A 15,891-nucleotide genomic window follows, 5' to 3' on the forward strand; every position below is an offset into this window, starting at 1 on the left:
ATGCTGCTGGAAGTGGCGGCCAATTCGGTGGCATCGGCGATCGCGGCGCGCCATGGCGGCGCCGGCCGGGTGGAGTTGTGCGCGTCCCTGGCCGAGGGTGGGGTGACACCGTCCCATGCCACCATCGCCATGGCCCGCGAGGCGATCGCGCTACCGCTGTATGTGTTGGTGCGACCCCGCGCCGGCGACTTCGTGTACGCGCCCTACGAATGGGACCTGATACATGCCGATATTGCGCATTGCCGCAGGCTCGGGTGCGACGGTGTGGTGGTGGGAGCGCTCGATGAAGCCGGCCGCGTGCACTCGCGTTGCCGCGAGCTGGTGGAAGCGGCAGGTCCCATGGGCGTGACATTCCATCGTGCCATCGACGTCAGCACCGACCCCGTGGCAGCCGTCGATGATGTCATCGCTGCCGGTTGTGAACGCATCCTCACCTCCGGAAGTCGTGCCCACGCGCATGCGGGCGCAGCGGTGATCCGCGCCATGGCTGCCCGGGCCGGAGGGCGCGTAGCGATCATGGCGGGCGCTGGGGTCACCTCCGGCAACATTGCCGAGCTCGTGCGAGTGACGGGCGTAAGCGAGTTCCACGCATCGGCCAAGCAACGCCTGCCGTCGCGTCAGCCCAAGGGGGTTGGCTTGAGCATGGATGCTGGTGAATGGCGGACTGACGAAACCGAGGTTGCCGCGATCGTCCAGGCGCTTGCGGCCGTTGATCCGAAGGCCGTCAACCGTCAATAGGGCCGGTTGCGCCGACGGGGCTTAAGCCCGACGCCAGGCGGCGAAGGTCGTCGAGTTTGTCGGCATCGCCGACGGCGAGATCGGTCCGCCAGCGTGCGATGCGGGGAAAGCGCACGGCCACGCCGGATTTGTGGCGACTGGAGGCCTGGATGGCTTCGAAGGCAAGTTCAAAGACATGTTCGGCCGGCACTGAGCGCACTGGGCCGAACCGTTCCATGGTGTTCGCGCGGATCCACTTGTCCAGACGTGCGATTTCCTGATCGTCCAGGCCGGAATAGGCTTTCGCAACCGCTACGAGTGCATCACCATCCCACACCCCGAAAGTGTAGTCGGTGAACAGGCCCGAGCGTCGGCCATGGCCGGGTTGCGCGTACAGCAACACGGCGTCGATCGTGTAGGGATCGATCTTCCACTTCCACCAATCGCCTCGCTTGCGCCCCACGCGGTAGGGCGAGTCGACATGCTTGAGCATCAGGCCTTCAGTGAGGTGTTCGCGGGACTGCTCGCGTTCCTGTGCCAGCGCCTCCCAGGTCGGGGCGGCCACCGGTGGCGAGAGCAACAAGGCGGAGGAGTCGTCGGGCATCAGGCTTGCCAGGAGCGCCCGCCGGTCGCGAAGCGGAAGGTGGCGCAGGTCACGGCCTTCGGCCTCGAGCACGTCGTACGCCATGAAGCAGACCGGCACGTCGGCCAGCAGCTTCAATCCGGGCTTGAGCTTGCCGATGCGCCTTTGCAATGCGGTGAAAGGACGGGGTTTTCGCGCGGGGGCTTCCCACGCCAGGATTTCACCATCAAGGACCACTCCATCGGGTAATTCAGCGGTGGCGGCGGTTTCGATCTCCGGGAAGCGGCCGTCGAGTCGTTCTTCCCCGCGTGACCACAGCCGTGTGTCGAAGCCGCGGCGCATCAGCTGCGCACGGATGCCATCCCACTTCCACTCGGCCAGCCAGGCCGCGCGATCACCCAGGGTGGCAGGTTCCGCTTCAAGCGGAGAGGCGAGATAGAAGGGGTAAGGGCGGTCGGGCGATCCTTCATCCATGCCGGCATCGGCCCGTAAGGCGGACATGGCGTTCCCGTTTGGGCGCCAGTCGCCGCTCAGGCGATGAGCCAGGAGGTCCGACGGCAGATCGGCCCATTGCGCCAGCGCCAGCACTACCAGGCGGCGGGAAACGCCCACGCGCAACGATCCGGTAAGGAGCTTGTTCAACACGAACACCTGTTCGCGGGGGACATCTTGCCACCATCGGATCACCGTCGCGACGCGTTGCGCGCTTTCCAGTTTGCCCAGCGCGGGCAGTCGCAGTTCCATCCATTGGCCGAGCGGGATATCGTGATCGCCGGTGGATTGCTCAGGCAGCATCAGCGCGACGGTCTCGGCGAAGTCGCCTACGTGCTGGTAACTATCCTCGATCAGCCAATCCGCGTAACCGGTGGCCTGCGCCAGTGCCAGCCGCAGTTCCGTGGCGGTCGCCGTGCGCTTGAGCTTGCCGCCCGACAGCACGTACACCGCCCATGCCGAGTCAGCAGCAGGTGCAGCGGCGAAATAGGCGGCCATGGCATCACGTTTGGCCGAGGTGGACGCCGTGCGATCGAGCTCCACGTAGAGTTGCGCGAAGCGATGCATCAGGCGCCGGCCTCTTCACCGCGCGCTCGCCCGGACAGGTCCTTCAAGGGCAGGGCATCGCGGCCGCTCTCGCGCAGGTAGCGCACCAATACATCGCCGTCACCATGGGTGACATAAATGCGCGAGGCGCGGCTTTCGTCCACGCTGCGCAACAAGCCCTCCCAGTCGGCATGGTCGGAGACGACGAAGCCGCGGTCGTAGCCTCGCCGCCGCCGGTTGCCACGTACCTGCATCCAGCCTGAGGCAAAACCCGTGGAGGCCTTGCCGAAGCGTTTCATCCACGGCGAACCCGAAGCTGATGGCGGCGCAAGGATGAGCTCGCCTGCAAAGTCCCGGCCCTTGGCGGTGTCGGACACGGCCTCCGTGGCGAGCATGCTGATGCCGGCCTCGCGATAGACCTGGACCAGCCGCAGCATGGCCCCGTGGAGGAATACCCGGCGATCAGTGATGCGTGCCAGCTCCGCCAGGATGCGCTGGGCCTTGCCCAGTGCGTAGCAGAACAGTACGGCCGGCACGCCACGGGCCGCGCATTCCTCGACCCATGCAAGCATGTCGCGGGCAACTTCGGGCATGGTTGGCCAGCGGTAGATCGGCAGGCCAAACGTCGATTCGGTGACGAATACGTCACACGGCACCGCCTCGAACGGCTCGCAGGTGGGATCGGGATCGCGCTTGTAGTCGCCGGAGACCACGACGACGCGCCCGTCATGTTCCATGCGAACCTGTGCTGCACCCAGTATGTGACCGGAAGGATGCAGCGATAGGGTCACCGAATTGAGCTTGACTACGTCGCGGTAGCCATGCGGAATGATCACCGCATCGGCGCCCAGCCGCTCCTTCATCAGTGCCAGACCCGGCGAGGCAACGTGGTAAAGCCCACTACCGGGCCGGGCATGGTCGCCGTGGGCATGCGTTACCACCGCGCATGACACGGGCAACATGGGGTCGATGTAGAAATCCCCCGCCGGGCAATAAAGACCCTCGCGTCGGGGCTGGAGCAATGGCTCGTCCATGCGCGGACGTTAGGAGCCAGGGCGTCAACGGCGAGTGTGCCGCTGTGGGGAAACTTACCGAAAGCTAGCTTTCCCGACAGATGACCTCGGCCGTGGCTTGCCAGGTGCCATTCCCCAGCATGCGCGTGCCTTGGGTGCGCACGGAGGCCACTGTCCCGTTTGCCTTCCTGCAGACCGTTGCCGCGTCGAGGCCTGCTTCGCGATCGGCAAGGTGTTCGCTATCGCCCCACGCGCTTGCGGTAAAAACGAGGTGCCCTGCGGCCAGGGCAGATGGTGAATCCGCCTCGTGGCATAGGGCGAGCATGGGCGCGGCAGCTAGGGAGATGGCCAGGACGGCACGTTGGGTGAACGACATATGTTGCTCCATGGGTTGACGGGCCGTATGTCACCGGCCACTTCCTGTGCAGAACACTAGTACACGCTCCATACGATTTGGCGGTCTCCCTCCCGGCGGGTTCAGGATTTATTCCGAGAGGTCCCGCGGGTAACGTCAACGCATGGTACCGCTTGCCTAGGCCACGAACTGCAACCGCGCCAGTTCTGCGTACAGGCCGCCCTCACGCAACAGGCTTTCATGCGTGCCCTGCGCAACGATGCGGCCGCCGTCCATGACCACGATGCGATCGGCGCGCTTCACGGTGGCCAGGCGATGGGCGATCACCAGCGTGGTGCGGCCTTGTTCGAGGCGTTCGAGCGCCTGCTGGATGGCGGCTTCGGATTGCGCATCGAGGGCGGATGTGGCTTCGTCCAGCAGCAACAACGGCGCATCGCGCAGGATCGCCCGGGCGATCGCCATGCGTTGGCGCTGGCCGCCGGACAGGCGTACGCCGCGCTCGCCCATGGCGGCGTCGTAGCCATCGGGCAGGGCACTCAGGAACCCGTCCGCTTCTGCCAGTCGGGCGGCCTGCCGTACATCGGCATCGCTGGCATGCTCGCGTCCGAAACGGATGTTATCCGCGGCGCTGCCACCGAAGATCACGGTTTCTTGTGGTACCAGGGCGATGGCGCCGCGCAGATCCGCCAGGGTAAGGGCGCGCAGGTCCACGCCGTCCAGGCGGATGCTGCCAGTCTGCGGATCGTAGAAACGCAGCAGAAGGCCAAGCACGGTGCTCTTACCGGCCCCGGAAGGGCCCACCAGCGCCACGGTCTCGCCGGGCTTCACTTCCAGCGAGAAATCCTTCAGTGCCGCAACGTCGCTGCGCGTGGGGTAGTGGAATGTAACGTTGTCAAAGCGCAGGGATGCGCGCACGGGAGTCGCCAGAGCAACTGCCTGGGCCGGGTCGGCGATGCCGGGTTTTTCGGCCAGCAGTTCACCGATGCGCTCCATGGCGCCGGCGGCGCGCTGCACGTCTCCCCACACTTCGGCAAGGCCCGCTACCGAGCCTGACGCGAACACCGCGTACAGCACGAACTGGCTCAACACACCGGCGGTGAGCTCACCTGCAAGCACCTGCCGCGCGCCAGCCCACAACACCAGGATGATCGCGCCGAACACCAGCACGATCACCGCCATCGTCAGCAGCGCACGTACACCGATACGCTTGCGCGCGGTATCCAGGGCGCGCTCCACCGCGTTGGCGTAACGACGGCTTTCGATGTCCTCGCGGTGGTAGGCCTTCACCGCGGTAGCGGCGTTCAGGGTTTCGTTGGCAATCGCCGAGGCGTCGGCAAGGCGGTCCTGGCTGAAGCGCGAGAGCTTCTGCACGCGGCGGCCGAAGACCAGGATGGGCAGCAGCACGCCCGGGATGACCAGCGCGGTAAGCCCCGCCAGGCGCGGGATGGTGACGGTCATCATCACCGCGGCACCCAGCAGCGTGACCATGCTGCGCAGGGCGACCGAAATACCTGAGCCAATCAGCGCCTGCACGACTTCGGTGTCGGCTGACAGTCGCGAGGTCAGTTCGCCTACTCGCGTACGCTCGAAGAATCCAACATCCAGGCGAATCACGCCGTCGTAGAGCTTCTTCCTGAGCGACGCCAGGGCCCGTTCACCGAGCAGGCTGATGCAAAAGAAGCGCCCCGCCGTGGCCACCGCCAGCACGGCTGCCACCAGGAACAGCAAGCCGAAGGTTTGGTTGATGGCGCCTGAGTTCGACGCGGCGAAGCCGTGGTCGATCATCTGGCGGACCGCCATCGGAAACACCAGGGTCGAACCCGATGACAGCGCCAGGAACAGCAGCCAGCCGATGGCAAGCTTCCGGTGCGGGCGGATATACGGCCAGAGGTTGCGCAAGGCGCCCAGGCGTCGGGATTTTTCCGGGATGCCCGGTGCAGCGTCGCTCATCGTCTGATCCTGGCCTTCGTGCCCTGAGGTGATGGGGGCAGGGTCTGCGTATTCAATCGGTGCCCAAGCTACTTGGCAAGCGGCGCGAGGTCGCGGGGAATGACAAAACCGGGGAAATCCCGGCGCAAATTCGCGTAGGCCTTGCGCGCACTGGCCTCGTGGCCGTCTCGCAGCATCTGACGGATGACAGCTACTCGCCGCCTCGGTTCGGCATCGCTGCGCGAGCCGGTGACGGTGATCGCCTCGAGGGCCCGGCGTTGATCGATCGACGGCCGGGCGGGTTCGGCAAGTTCCTGCGATAGGGCTCCCTGGGCCGGTAGTGCCGATCCCGGCTCGGCGGCGGGCGGTGCCGGTGCCGGTGCCGGTGCGGCAGCGGGCGCCGGTGCGGATGCTTTGGACACGGCGTCGGCGGCCATGGCCGGCGGCGCGGGCGGCGCGGGCGCTGATGGCAGTGCCGGTGCCGGTGCGGGCTCGGACACGTCCATCCCGGACACTGGCGGTGGCGGTGGGGGAGTCACGCGGAAGCGGGGCGCTGCCGGGGCGTCCCTGCCTTGTGCGGCGGCGGAACGGGTGGCGGGTGCGGGGAGGGTGGTCACGTATCCTTCCGCCGTGGTGAGGTTACGTGCCTGGCTGACGATCGCCGTCTTCTCGCGTACCGGTTGGGGTGGTGCAACTTTGCGTGCCGTGACCTCACCGCCAGCGGTACCCGTGGGTGCTGTCTGCGGCGCACTGACCGCACCGGATGCGGCGCCGTTTTCCCCGACAGATGCCGCTGGTATCGGCTCAGCCTTGTCCCTGGCCGATTCCAGGCGAACCCGCGGCGCTGGCAGTTGGCGTTGCTGCCAGGCCAGGTTGGCGGCCAGCACCAGGCTTGCCGCGATGGCCAACCCGCCGGCCCAGCGAAGCCCGCGGCGCGGCATGCGTCCTGGGTTGGCCGTTGCAGGCGCCTCGACTGCCGGCACCGCCTCGCGCGCCTGGCGCAGCACGGCCTCATCCAGCGCCGGCGACGGCGTCGCTTGCGGGAGCGTGCCGTAAAGCCGGGCAAGCTCGCGTTCGTCGCCGTCGATGGGATGTTTCTCGCTCATGGGGTCATAAGCTCGCGGATGCGGTTCATGGCATAGCGTAGTCGCGATTTGGCGGTTTCGCGGCCCACGCCAGTGACATCGCCGATCTCCTCGATAGTCAGTTCATTTTCCATGCGAAGCAGGAACACTACGCGTTGTTCACCGGGCAGGCGATCAATGGCCTGTTGCAGGCGACGGCGCTGCTGGAAATCCGACAGCGCGTGTTCGGGCTGGCTGCGTTCGTCACCCGGGTGGCTGGCCACGGCAGTGTCGTAGGCTTCACCGGTGCTCTCCGGGCGCTGCCGCCGAAAGGCATCGACGATCAGGTTGTGCGCGATCTGCAGCAGCCAGGTGGAAAACCGCGCACCGGGTTGATAGCGCTCCCGCGCGGCGATGGCGCGGCTCCAGGTTTCCTGGAAGATTTCCTCGGCCACTTCGCGCTGGCGCACGCTGCGCAGGATGAAGCGGTAGAGGCGGTCTTTCTGCCGGGAATAAAGAAGCGGGAACGACGCCGCGTCGCCGGCCACCCAGGCCAGCATCAGCGCGGCATCGTCGTCGGTGGGCCGGTCCATGGCCCAGGAGATTACGGCATCGACGGGCTGCCGTGGGGCGTCGATGCCGATGCCCGAGGCAATCAACGCGACACGGTCGCCTCGTTGCCACCCGTGCCGTTGCCGGGCGTGGCCGACAGGCTGCCGGCGCTGCGCACCATCTGCACGAAGCCCGCGCGGTAGCCCATGTCGTCGCTACCGCGGGCGCCGTTCGCCAGGGCGGCGATCTTCGCGTAATCCCAACCGTCGATATATTTCCCGCCACGCAGGGCATCGGCGAATGCTGCCACGGAAGCGGCGAAGCGCAGTCTTTCACTGGGTGAGGCCGCCACGTTCGACGGGAGCGGCCGTTCGATGAGCTTGCTGGTGTTGCCGTCGGGTGCCTTGTAACGGATGCGCAGGAAGGCCAGTTCGCCGCGGCCTGACTTGTCAACGTCGCTGGTGTCGGCGCGGGCGGGACGATAGCGCAGCGGATCGACGCGGTTTTCGCCGGTACCGGCCAGGGTGACTTCGTACAATGCCGTTACGTTGGCCCCGGCGCCAATCTCGCCGGCATCCACCGCGTCGTTGTTGAAATCCTCGCGGGCCAGCGCGCGTTTTTCATAGCCGATCAGACGATATTCCTTTACCACGGCAGGATTGAATTCCACCTGGATCTTCACGTCCTTGGCGATGGTCATCATCGTCGAAGACATCTCGTCCACCAGCACCTTGCGGGCTTCGGCCAGGCTGTCGATGTAGTGATGGTTGCCGTTGCCGGTATCGGCCAACTGCACGGCCATGGCGTCGTTGTAGTTGCCCTGGCCGAAGCCCAGCGTCGACAACGCCACGCCGGCCTTGCGCTCGTCGGTGATGCGCGTCTTCAACGCCTCGATGCCGGTGGTACCTACATTGAAATCGCCATCGGTGGCCAGGATGATGCGGTTCACCCCGCCCTTGATGAAGCCCTGTTTCGCCTGGGCATAGGCCATGTCGATGCCGGCGCCGCCATTGGTGGAGCCACCGGCGCCCAAAGCCTCGATGGCGGCAAGGATCTTCGCGTGCTGGTTGCCCGGCGTGGATTCCAGCGCCACGCCAGCCTCCCCGGCATAAGTCACCAGTGACACATGGTCCTGTGCGCGCAGGCGCGGTACCAGCTGCTTGAGCGATGCCTTGAGAAGCGGCAGCTTGTCCGGTTCGTCCATGGAGCCTGAGGTATCGACCAGGAACACCAGGTTGGCCGGCGGCACCTCGGTATCTGGCACGCGGTAGCCCTGGATGCCCACCATCAGCAATTCACGCTTCGAGTTCCAGGGTTCGGGGGCAAGCTCGGTGGTGACGCTGAAGGGTTGATCGCGTGTTGACGGCGGCGTATAGCCATAGTCGAAATAATTGATGAATTCCTCCGCGCGCACCGCGTCGGCTGGCGGGAGGTTGCCGCTTGCCAGCATGCGGCGCACATTGGTATAGGCACCGGTATCGACATCCAGGCCAAAGGTGGACACCGGCTGCTCGGCTACCTGCTCCACGCCGTTGTCCTTGAAGTGCGTGTAGTTCTCGCGGTCGACGTCGCCGGCCATCGGCATCACGCGCATGGCCACATAGCCTTGCGCTGGTGGAGCCGGCGCCATCAGCGGCATCGCCGGGGGCGCGCTTTCGGCCAGAACGTCGACGGTCGCCAGCGACTGGCCTTGCGCCACCGCTTTGTTGGCGGAAGCCTGGGGCACCGGAGGGCCTGGCGGCACGGACGGCGCTCGGGGCGCGTCCCAGGTGCGGCTCTCCTCGGCCACCGGCTTTTTTTCGGCCTTGTCACGGCCAGGCGACGCCTGCGCCGCATCACTGGACACAGGTGAGGCGGTTTCAACGGGATTCTGCGATGTGGCGCAACCGGCCAGGACCACCATGACCGCGGCGCAGAGCGGGGCGAGGGCGTGCGTTTTCATCGTTTCTACCTCCTTGGGTTGTAACGATGAAACGTGGTGGGGGAGGAAATGGGGTTACGCAGATGCGAGAATGTTCCTTTCATTTCGAATGGGACCGGCGTGATGATCCTGCTCAGCGGCCTTGCGCCCGTGGCCACCGGCCATATCCGGTATGTCTACCAGCACCCCACGCAAGCGGACCTGTTGATCAAGGTGATGCGCCAGGACGCCATCGTCGAGCGCTGGGAGAACGGCCCCTGGTACCGGCGCCTGACGCGTGCGAAGTACTACAAGGGCTACATCCGCGAGTTCCGCGAATTCGTCACCTCGTACGCGGTGTCACCCAACGGCGTGTCGCCGCTGGCCCGCGTCGTGGGCATCGAGCTCACCGACATGGGCCTGGGCCAGGTGGTGGAAAAAGTGGTCGCGCCCGACGGTTCGCTGGCACCCACGCTCGATGCCTGGGTGCGCCGCGATGGCTACACGCCGCAGGTGCAAGCCGCGCTGGACGACTTCCTGGCGCGCCTGCTCGAGCACGACACCATTGCGGCGGACCTTCACGCCTGGAACGTGGTGTATGGCTCGGACTCGCGCGGCGGTCCGCATCTTTTGATGATCGATGGCTTTGGCGAGAAGAACATCATCCCGCACCAGTCGATGAGCCGCCGGCATAACCGCAATCGCACCATCCGCCGCTTCAACCGCATGGTCGAGCGCACGAAGAAGACTCCGCGGGAAGGCTAGACCTTGATCAGGAGCCTTCCGCTGCGCTGGAGCCCTTCATCGGGTCGCAGCCCGGGATCACCGCGGCGGCGGGGAACAACCACCAGTCGTAGCGATTGGCGCGCCCCAGGTCCACGGCCCGTGATTTGTCGATGCAGGGACCCAGGGCGTAGTCGCCGGCGAAGATCCACCGCTGCGCCGGATCCTGCGCCTGCCAGGCCAGGCCATCGCGCATCTGCACGTTGAAGCCACGGCTGAAGCCGAAATCGGTGGGGATGCGTGGCGACATCAGCCGGTGTTCCTCACGCCAGCCCACCAGCCCCAGTTGGCCCTTCGGTCCGATCGTTGCGTCGACGCGTTGCATCATGGCGAGCGTGGATTCGGACGGATTGAACTGCGGATACACGCCGATGGCCCAGGCCACCCACGCCGCCGCCATGCCCACCACGAGCGCGAGTGCGCCGCGCCTTGTCCGAAAGAACGCGGCCGCCGCCAGCAGCAGCGCTCCCATCGTGGCCACTGCCAGCCAGAAATGCCGGCCGCCATCGAGGAGGTTACGATCGGCCACGCGCGCGGTGAACTTCGGATGGCCAAATATCGCCCAGAGGCCGCCGCCGAACAGAACCACCCCGGCGAGCACCGCCAGGCCTACGCATAACCAACGCAGCCAGCGCAGCTTCACCACCTCTTCCAGAAAAGGCGCCATCGCCAGCGCCATCATCGGGATCGCGGGCAGCAGGTATACCTCGCGCTTGCCGCTGGGGATGGAGAAGAACACCAGCACGATCAACACCCATGTCAACGGCATCACCACGCGTGGTTCCCGCGTGACAAAGGCTTCGCGCCATCGTGACAGCATCGGCAGGTACAACAGGCAAAGCGGAAACCATTCCCGTACCAGCACCGGCAGGAAATACCAGAACGCCTCATGGTGTTGCCATGATGCGGCGTACCGTCCCGCCGTTTGCCGGAACAGGATGTCATTGACGTAAGCATGGAAGTCGGGGCCCGGTGCCGCGAGTGCATGCAGCAACATCGGCGCCAGCCACACCGCGACCGCCAGCACGAATGCCAGCGCTCCGCCGGCCCAACGCCAGGCGTCGCCCTGAGTTTGCGTTACGCCTGGCCAACCGCGGCGGCGCACCACGACATACGGGATCAGCATGAACAGCGCCAGGATGCCCACGCCCTTGGTGATCACGCCCAGGCCCGCGGCGAAGCAGCCCAGCCAGAATGCCCGCCAGTCTGGTCCGCGCAGGCAATGTCGGAGGATGCCCCAGTTGCCCAGGGTGATCCAGCACATCACGATCGGGTCGATCTGCGCGCGGCGGGACTGCTCGACGAATTGCACCGTGGCAAGTACCGCGATGGCGGCGTAAAGGCCTACGCGTGGATTCCATAGGCGGCGGCCGATGTCCCAGGTCAGTGCCAGGGTGGCCATGCCGGCGACGAGCGAGGGCAGCAGGAACGAGATGCGCCAGTGGCCGGTGATGGTGAATGCCACCGCTTCCAGCCACATAAGGAACGGCGGTTTGTCCGAATACAGCTCAATGCCGCGATGCGGGAACAGCCACTGGCCCGACTCGACCATCTGCCGGGCAATCAGGGTGAAGCGGGGCTCATCAGGCGGCCATGGGTCGCGCAGGCCAAGCCCCGCGGCCAGCACCACCAGGGCCAGCAACATGAACCACCAGAACTGGCGACGGTCGGTGGTTTCCATGCACTCTCAGCGGAAAGGAAGGGCGCTAGAGTTTAAGCCCTTTGTCTTACGCTGGGCTTATTTCGCGGGCGAAGCCCAGCCGGTGTCGCGCATCACCATCAGGCGCAAATCACTCATGTCGTCGATGGCATAACGCACGCCCTCCCGACCGATGCCTGAGGACTTCACACCGCCATAGGGCATGGAATCGACGCGGAAGCTTGGTACGTCGTTGACGATCACGCCACCTTGCTCAAGCTCGGCCCAGGCACGCATGGCGTGGTCCAGGTCGTTGGTGAAGATGCCCGCCTGCAGACCGAAGTCCGATGTATTGACGGAGGCCACGGCCTCGTCAAAATGGCGGTAGGGTGCCAGCAACACCACCGGCCCGAAGGCTTCGCGGCAACTGAGATCCAGGTCGGCGTTTACGCCCTCGACCACCGTGGCATCGAGCATGTTGCCCTTGCGATTGCCGCCGCACAGCACTTTGGCACCGCGCTTGCGCGCATCGGCGATCCAGCCTTCAAGGCGCTTGGCTGCCGCCTCATCGACCATTGGACCGAGGAAGGTGTCCTTCTTCTTCGGATCGCCGGTTTTGAGTTTTTTGGCCGCGGCGACCAGGCGCTTGCGCAGCTCATCGTAAATGGACTCATGCGCGTAGATGCGTTGCACGCTGATGCAGCTTTGTCCCGACTGGTAGAAGGCACCGAAGATTAGGCGGTCCACCACGGCTGCCAGTTGATCGGCCTGCGTATGGTCGACAATGCATGCCGCGTTGCCGCCCAGTTCCAGCGTCACTTTCTTCTTTCCCGCGCGCGCCCTCAATTCCCAGCCCAACAGGCTGCCGGTGAAGGACAGCAGTCGGAAGCGGTCGTCGGTGACCAGGGGGCCTGCGTGGGCGCCATCGAGGGGCAGCACCGAGAACGCACCTTTGGGCAGGTCCGTTTCGGCCAGCACCTGGCCGATGATCAGCGAGCCAAGCGGCGTACGTTCGGCAGGTTTCAGTACAAAAGGACACCCGGCAGCGATCGCCGGGGCCACCTTGTGCGCCACCAGGTTCAATGGGAAATTGAATGGCGTAATGAACGATACCGGGCCCAGCGGTACGCGCCTGGTAAAGCCGTGGTAGCCGGCGGTGCGCGCGGAAATTTCCAGGTTCAACGTTTCGCCGTTGATGCGCACGGCTTCTTCGGCCGCGATCTTGAAGGTCTCGATCAGGCGATTGACCTCGCCCACGGAATCCTTGATAGGTTTGCCCGCTTCCACGCATAGCGCGTAGGCAAGTTCATCCTGGCGTTCGGTGAAGCGTTTGACGCAGTGTTCGAGCACCGCCTGGCGCTGGAAGGGTTTGAAGTTGCGCATCGCCGGTGCCGCGGCCGCCGCGCTGGCGATGGCCTTCTCCACCTGGGCATCGTTGGGCACGGATACTTCGGAGGCAACCTCGCCACTGTATTTGTCGATGACGCTCATGCGCGTCTTCGTGGAGACAGGCTTGTTGGCGATGTAGCAGGGGTAATGGGCATCGAGCATGACGGGCTCCGGACGTGTTTGCATGGCGCATGGTGGCGCGGCAGGCGTTCAATGGCTGTGAGGTGGCCGGTGCGCATGCAGCACCCTGGCGCGTCAGGGCTTCACCACGCGTGCGGGGAATTCGCCCTCAGCCAGGCGGATGCGCACGGTGTCGCCCGGCGCGACATCGGCGGCGCGCCTTAGCACCAGCCCCTTTGCATCGAAGGCGATGGCATAGCCGCGGTCGAGCGTAGCCAGCGGACTTACCGCCTGCAGGGTACGGGCCTGCTGCCGCAAGTTCGTGTGTTCGCGTTCCAGGCGCCGCAGCATGGCCTGGCGTAGACGGTCGTGCAGGGCCTTGGTGCGTTGGCGTTGCAGGTCGAGCAATCGGCCCGGATGCCGCGCCAGCAATCGCGACTGCAGGCGTGCCAGGCGATGACGATTGGCGCCACCCAGTTGCATGGCAAGCAGGCGCAGGCGCCGATCGAGGGAGGCCATGCGTTCGGCATCCCGGCGCAGTCGCGCCTGTGGACGCTGTGCCTGCAGGCGCGCGGCGAGGTGGTCGCTGCGTTGCTGTGCGTGCTGCAGGCGCCGGGTAAGCAAGGTGGCCAGGCGATCGCGCTGGCGGTCAAGGACTCGGAAGAGATCGGCTTCGTCCGGTACCAGCAGTTCCGCCGCGGCCGACGGGGTGGCGGCGCGCAGATCCGCGACGAAGTCGGCGATGGTGAAGTCGACCTCGTGGCCGACGGCCGAAACCACCGGCACCGCGCTGGCATGGATGGCGCGGGCGAGCGCCTCGTCGTTGAAGGCCCAGAGGTCTTCGAGCGAACCGCCGCCGCGGGTGAGCAGGATCACGTCGTAGCGGCCGCTGGCCGCGGCGCGCTCAAGGATCGAGCGCAGCATGGGCGGCGCCTCGCGACCCTGGACCGGCGAGGGCAGGATGTCGACCTCCGCCAGCGCGAAGCGCCGCCGCAAAACGCTGAGGACGTCGCGCACCGCGGCACCTGAGGGCGAGGTAACGATGCCGATGCGCCGGGGCATCGGTGGCAGCGGGCGTTTTCGGGCCGTGTCGAACAGGCCTTCTTCGGCGAGCCTCGCTTTCAGGGCCTCGAATTCGCGGCGCAAGGCGCCTTCACCGGCCAGTTCCATATGGTCGGCCACCAGCTGGAACTCGCCACGGGCTTCGTAAAGGCCCACGCGGCCACGAAGCAACACGTGCATGCCGTCGACGGGGCGAAAACGCAGCTGGCCGGCCTTCATGCGGAACATCGCGCCGCGGATCTGCGCGCCGGCATCCTTGACCGTGAAGTAGATGTGCCCTGACGCCGGACGTGCCACGTTGGACAGCTCGCCCTCGATCCACACCAGGGGAAGGACGTCTTCCAGCAGGTCGCGCACGAGGCGGTTGAGCGCCGTGGGCGTGTAGACCTGTCGCGGAGTGTCGGTGCTCGACATGGACCGGCGAGGTTAGCACGCCTGCCTACATGCGGAAAACGCCGAAATTGCCTTCCACGTCTGGTGCGTTTTGCGTTGCCGAGATGGCCAGGCCCAGCACCCGGCGGGTGTCGGCAGGATCGATGATGCCGTCGTCCCACAGCCGCGCACTGGCGTAGTACGGATGCCCCTGGCGTTCGTACTGGTCGCGCACCGGGGCCTTGAAGGCTTCTTCGTCTTCAGCGCTCCAGCTGCCGCCACCCGCCTCGATGCCGTCACGGCGCACCGTGGCAAGTACAGACGCTGCCTGTTCGCCACCCATCACGCTGATGCGGGCGTTGGGCCACATCCAAAGAAAACGCCCGCCGTAGGCGCGGCCACACATGGCGTAGTTGCCGGCGCCGAAGCTGCCGCCTACCACCACTGTGAATTTGGGCACGTGCGAACACGCCACGGCGGTGACCATCTTGGCCCCATCCTTGGCGATGCCGGCATTCTCGTACTTGCGGCCCACCATGAAGCCGGTGATGTTCTGCAGGAACACCAACGGTACGTTGCGCTGGTTGCATAGTTCGATGAAGTGCGCACCCTTGAGTGCCGATTCGGCGAACAGGATGCCGTTGTTGGCGATGATTCCCACGGGGTAGCCGTGGATGTGGGCAAAACCGGTGATGAGCGTCTTGCCATAGCGCGCCTTGAATTCATGAAACTCCGAGCCGTCGACGATGCGGGCGATCAGTTCGCGGATGTCGAACGGGCGGCGCGTATCGGCGGGGATCACGCCATAGAGTTCGCTGGCCGGATACCGCGGTTCGGCGGGCGTGCGCACGGCCAGGCGCCCCTGCTTGCGGCGGTTGAGGCTGGCGATCACGTCGCGGGCGATCGACAGCGCATGGGCGTCGTTCTCGGCGAAGTGATCGGCTACGCCCGACACCGCCGTGTGCACGTCGGCCCCGCCCAGGGCCTCGGCATCCACCACCTCGCCGGTGGCGGCCTTCACCAGCGGCGGACCACCAAGGAAGATGGTGCCCTGCTCGCGCACGATGATGGTCTCATCGCTCATCGCCGGCACATAGGTGCCGCCTGCGGTGCACGAACCCATCACCACCGCCACCTGGGCGATGCCCAGTGCGCTCATGCGCGCCTGGTTGTAGAAGATGCGGCCGAAGTGTTCGCGATCGGGGAAGACCTCGGCTTGGTGCGGAAGATTGGCGCCGCCGGAATCCACCAGATACACGCACGGCAACTTGTTCTGCATGGCGATCTCTTGCGCGCGCAGATGCTTCTTCACCGTCATCGGGAAATACGCGCCGCCCTTCACCGTGGCGTCGTTGGCGACAATCATCACCTCGCG

At 65.8% G+C, this 15,891-nt stretch carries 13 protein-coding genes; 2 read left to right on the top strand and 11 right to left on the bottom strand.

Annotated features, from left to right (window positions below; translation table 11 throughout):
* Positions 1-738, top strand: coding sequence for a copper homeostasis protein CutC (locus tag VGM61_RS04285; protein ID WP_331521495.1), 738 nt, complete (start codon positions 1-3; stop codon positions 736-738).
* Here VGM61_RS04285 and VGM61_RS04290 read toward each other — a convergent pair.
* The 7 genes from VGM61_RS04290 to VGM61_RS04320 form a co-directional block, all read right to left on the bottom strand.
* The gene (locus VGM61_RS04290) at positions 725-2,359 is read right to left on the bottom strand and encodes an ATP-dependent DNA ligase (protein WP_331521496.1); all 1,635 of its coding nucleotides are present in this window, start codon (positions 2,357-2,359) and stop codon (positions 725-727) included. The two genes, VGM61_RS04285 and VGM61_RS04290, sit on opposite strands and share 14 nt — an antisense overlap.
* Positions 2,359-3,372, bottom strand: a complete 1,014-nt coding sequence (locus VGM61_RS04295; protein WP_331521497.1) for a ligase-associated DNA damage response exonuclease — start codon at positions 3,370-3,372, stop codon at positions 2,359-2,361. The genes VGM61_RS04290 and VGM61_RS04295 overlap by 1 nt, the downstream gene beginning before the upstream one ends.
* Before the next feature lie 64 nt (positions 3,373-3,436).
* Positions 3,437-3,727: a hypothetical protein gene (locus VGM61_RS04300; protein ID WP_331521498.1), complete on the bottom strand. Its 291-nt coding sequence runs from the start codon at positions 3,725-3,727 to the stop codon at positions 3,437-3,439.
* Positions 3,728-3,883: 156 nt separating this feature from the next.
* Positions 3,884-5,656 (bottom strand): ABC transporter transmembrane domain-containing protein, encoded by a 1,773-nt coding sequence (locus VGM61_RS04305; RefSeq protein ID WP_331521499.1) that lies wholly within the window; start codon positions 5,654-5,656, stop codon positions 3,884-3,886.
* A gap of 68 nt (positions 5,657-5,724) precedes the next feature.
* Positions 5,725-6,741, bottom strand: a complete 1,017-nt coding sequence (locus VGM61_RS04310; protein ID WP_331521500.1) for a hypothetical protein — start codon at positions 6,739-6,741, stop codon at positions 5,725-5,727.
* Complete coding sequence (locus VGM61_RS04315) at positions 6,738-7,292, bottom strand: RNA polymerase sigma factor (protein ID WP_331521501.1); 555 nt, start codon at positions 7,290-7,292, stop codon at positions 6,738-6,740. The genes VGM61_RS04310 and VGM61_RS04315 overlap by 4 nt, the downstream gene beginning before the upstream one ends.
* A 62-nt stretch (positions 7,293-7,354) precedes the next feature.
* Positions 7,355-9,193 (bottom strand): VWA domain-containing protein, encoded by a 1,839-nt coding sequence (locus tag VGM61_RS04320; protein ID WP_331521502.1) that lies wholly within the window; start codon positions 9,191-9,193, stop codon positions 7,355-7,357.
* 102 nt (positions 9,194-9,295) lie between these two features.
* Between VGM61_RS04320 and VGM61_RS04325 the strand changes: the two genes are divergently transcribed.
* The gene (locus VGM61_RS04325; protein ID WP_331521507.1) at positions 9,296-9,916 is read left to right on the top strand and encodes a YrbL family protein; all 621 of its coding nucleotides are present in this window, start codon (positions 9,296-9,298) and stop codon (positions 9,914-9,916) included.
* 7 nt (positions 9,917-9,923) lie between these two features.
* Here VGM61_RS04325 and VGM61_RS04330 read toward each other — a convergent pair whose 3' ends face one another.
* The 4 genes from VGM61_RS04330 to VGM61_RS04345 all read right to left on the bottom strand — a co-directional run.
* Complete coding sequence (locus VGM61_RS04330; protein ID WP_331521503.1) at positions 9,924-11,615, bottom strand: glycosyltransferase family 39 protein; 1,692 nt, start codon at positions 11,613-11,615, stop codon at positions 9,924-9,926.
* 57 nt (positions 11,616-11,672) lie between these two features.
* Positions 11,673-13,124 (bottom strand): aldehyde dehydrogenase family protein, encoded by a 1,452-nt coding sequence (locus VGM61_RS04335; RefSeq protein ID WP_331521504.1) that lies wholly within the window; start codon positions 13,122-13,124, stop codon positions 11,673-11,675.
* 93 nt (positions 13,125-13,217) lie between these two features.
* Positions 13,218-14,558, bottom strand: coding sequence for an exodeoxyribonuclease VII large subunit (xseA, locus tag VGM61_RS04340; RefSeq protein WP_331521505.1), 1,341 nt, complete (start codon positions 14,556-14,558; stop codon positions 13,218-13,220).
* Positions 14,559-14,583: 25 nt separating this feature from the next.
* Positions 14,584-15,891: carboxyl transferase domain-containing protein (locus VGM61_RS04345; RefSeq protein ID WP_331521506.1), on the bottom strand; the 1,308-nt coding region annotated here is incomplete at its 5' end.

The organism is Pinirhizobacter sp., from assembly GCF_036499745.1.
Classification (GTDB): Bacteria; Pseudomonadota; Gammaproteobacteria; order Xanthomonadales; family Rhodanobacteraceae; genus Pinirhizobacter.

Excerpts from the sequence above, each read along its gene's own strand:
- VGM61_RS04330 (WP_331521503.1), bottom strand. The coding sequence starts at position 11,615 with ATGGAAACCACCGACCGTCGCCAGTTCTGGTGGTTCATGTTGCTGGCC.
- VGM61_RS04285 (WP_331521495.1), top strand. The coding sequence starts at position 1 with ATGCTGCTGGAAGTGGCGGCCAATTCGGTGGCATCGGCGATCGCGGCG.
- VGM61_RS04335 (WP_331521504.1), bottom strand. The coding sequence starts at position 13,124 with ATGCTCGATGCCCATTACCCCTGCTACATCGCCAACAAGCCTGTCTCC.
- VGM61_RS04295 (WP_331521497.1), bottom strand. The coding sequence starts at position 3,372 with ATGGACGAGCCATTGCTCCAGCCCCGACGCGAGGGTCTTTATTGCCCG.
- VGM61_RS04310 (WP_331521500.1), bottom strand. The coding sequence starts at position 6,741 with ATGAGCGAGAAACATCCCATCGACGGCGACGAACGCGAGCTTGCCCGG.
- VGM61_RS04290 (WP_331521496.1), bottom strand. The coding sequence starts at position 2,359 with ATGCATCGCTTCGCGCAACTCTACGTGGAGCTCGATCGCACGGCGTCC.
- VGM61_RS04305 (WP_331521499.1), bottom strand. The coding sequence starts at position 5,656 with ATGAGCGACGCTGCACCGGGCATCCCGGAAAAATCCCGACGCCTGGGC.
- VGM61_RS04300 (WP_331521498.1), bottom strand. The coding sequence starts at position 3,727 with ATGTCGTTCACCCAACGTGCCGTCCTGGCCATCTCCCTAGCTGCCGCG.
- VGM61_RS04325 (WP_331521507.1), top strand. The coding sequence starts at position 9,296 with ATGATCCTGCTCAGCGGCCTTGCGCCCGTGGCCACCGGCCATATCCGG.
- VGM61_RS04320 (WP_331521502.1), bottom strand. The coding sequence starts at position 9,193 with ATGAAAACGCACGCCCTCGCCCCGCTCTGCGCCGCGGTCATGGTGGTC.
- xseA (WP_331521505.1), bottom strand. The coding sequence starts at position 14,558 with ATGTCGAGCACCGACACTCCGCGACAGGTCTACACGCCCACGGCGCTC.
- VGM61_RS04315 (WP_331521501.1), bottom strand. The coding sequence starts at position 7,292 with ATGGACCGGCCCACCGACGACGATGCCGCGCTGATGCTGGCCTGGGTG.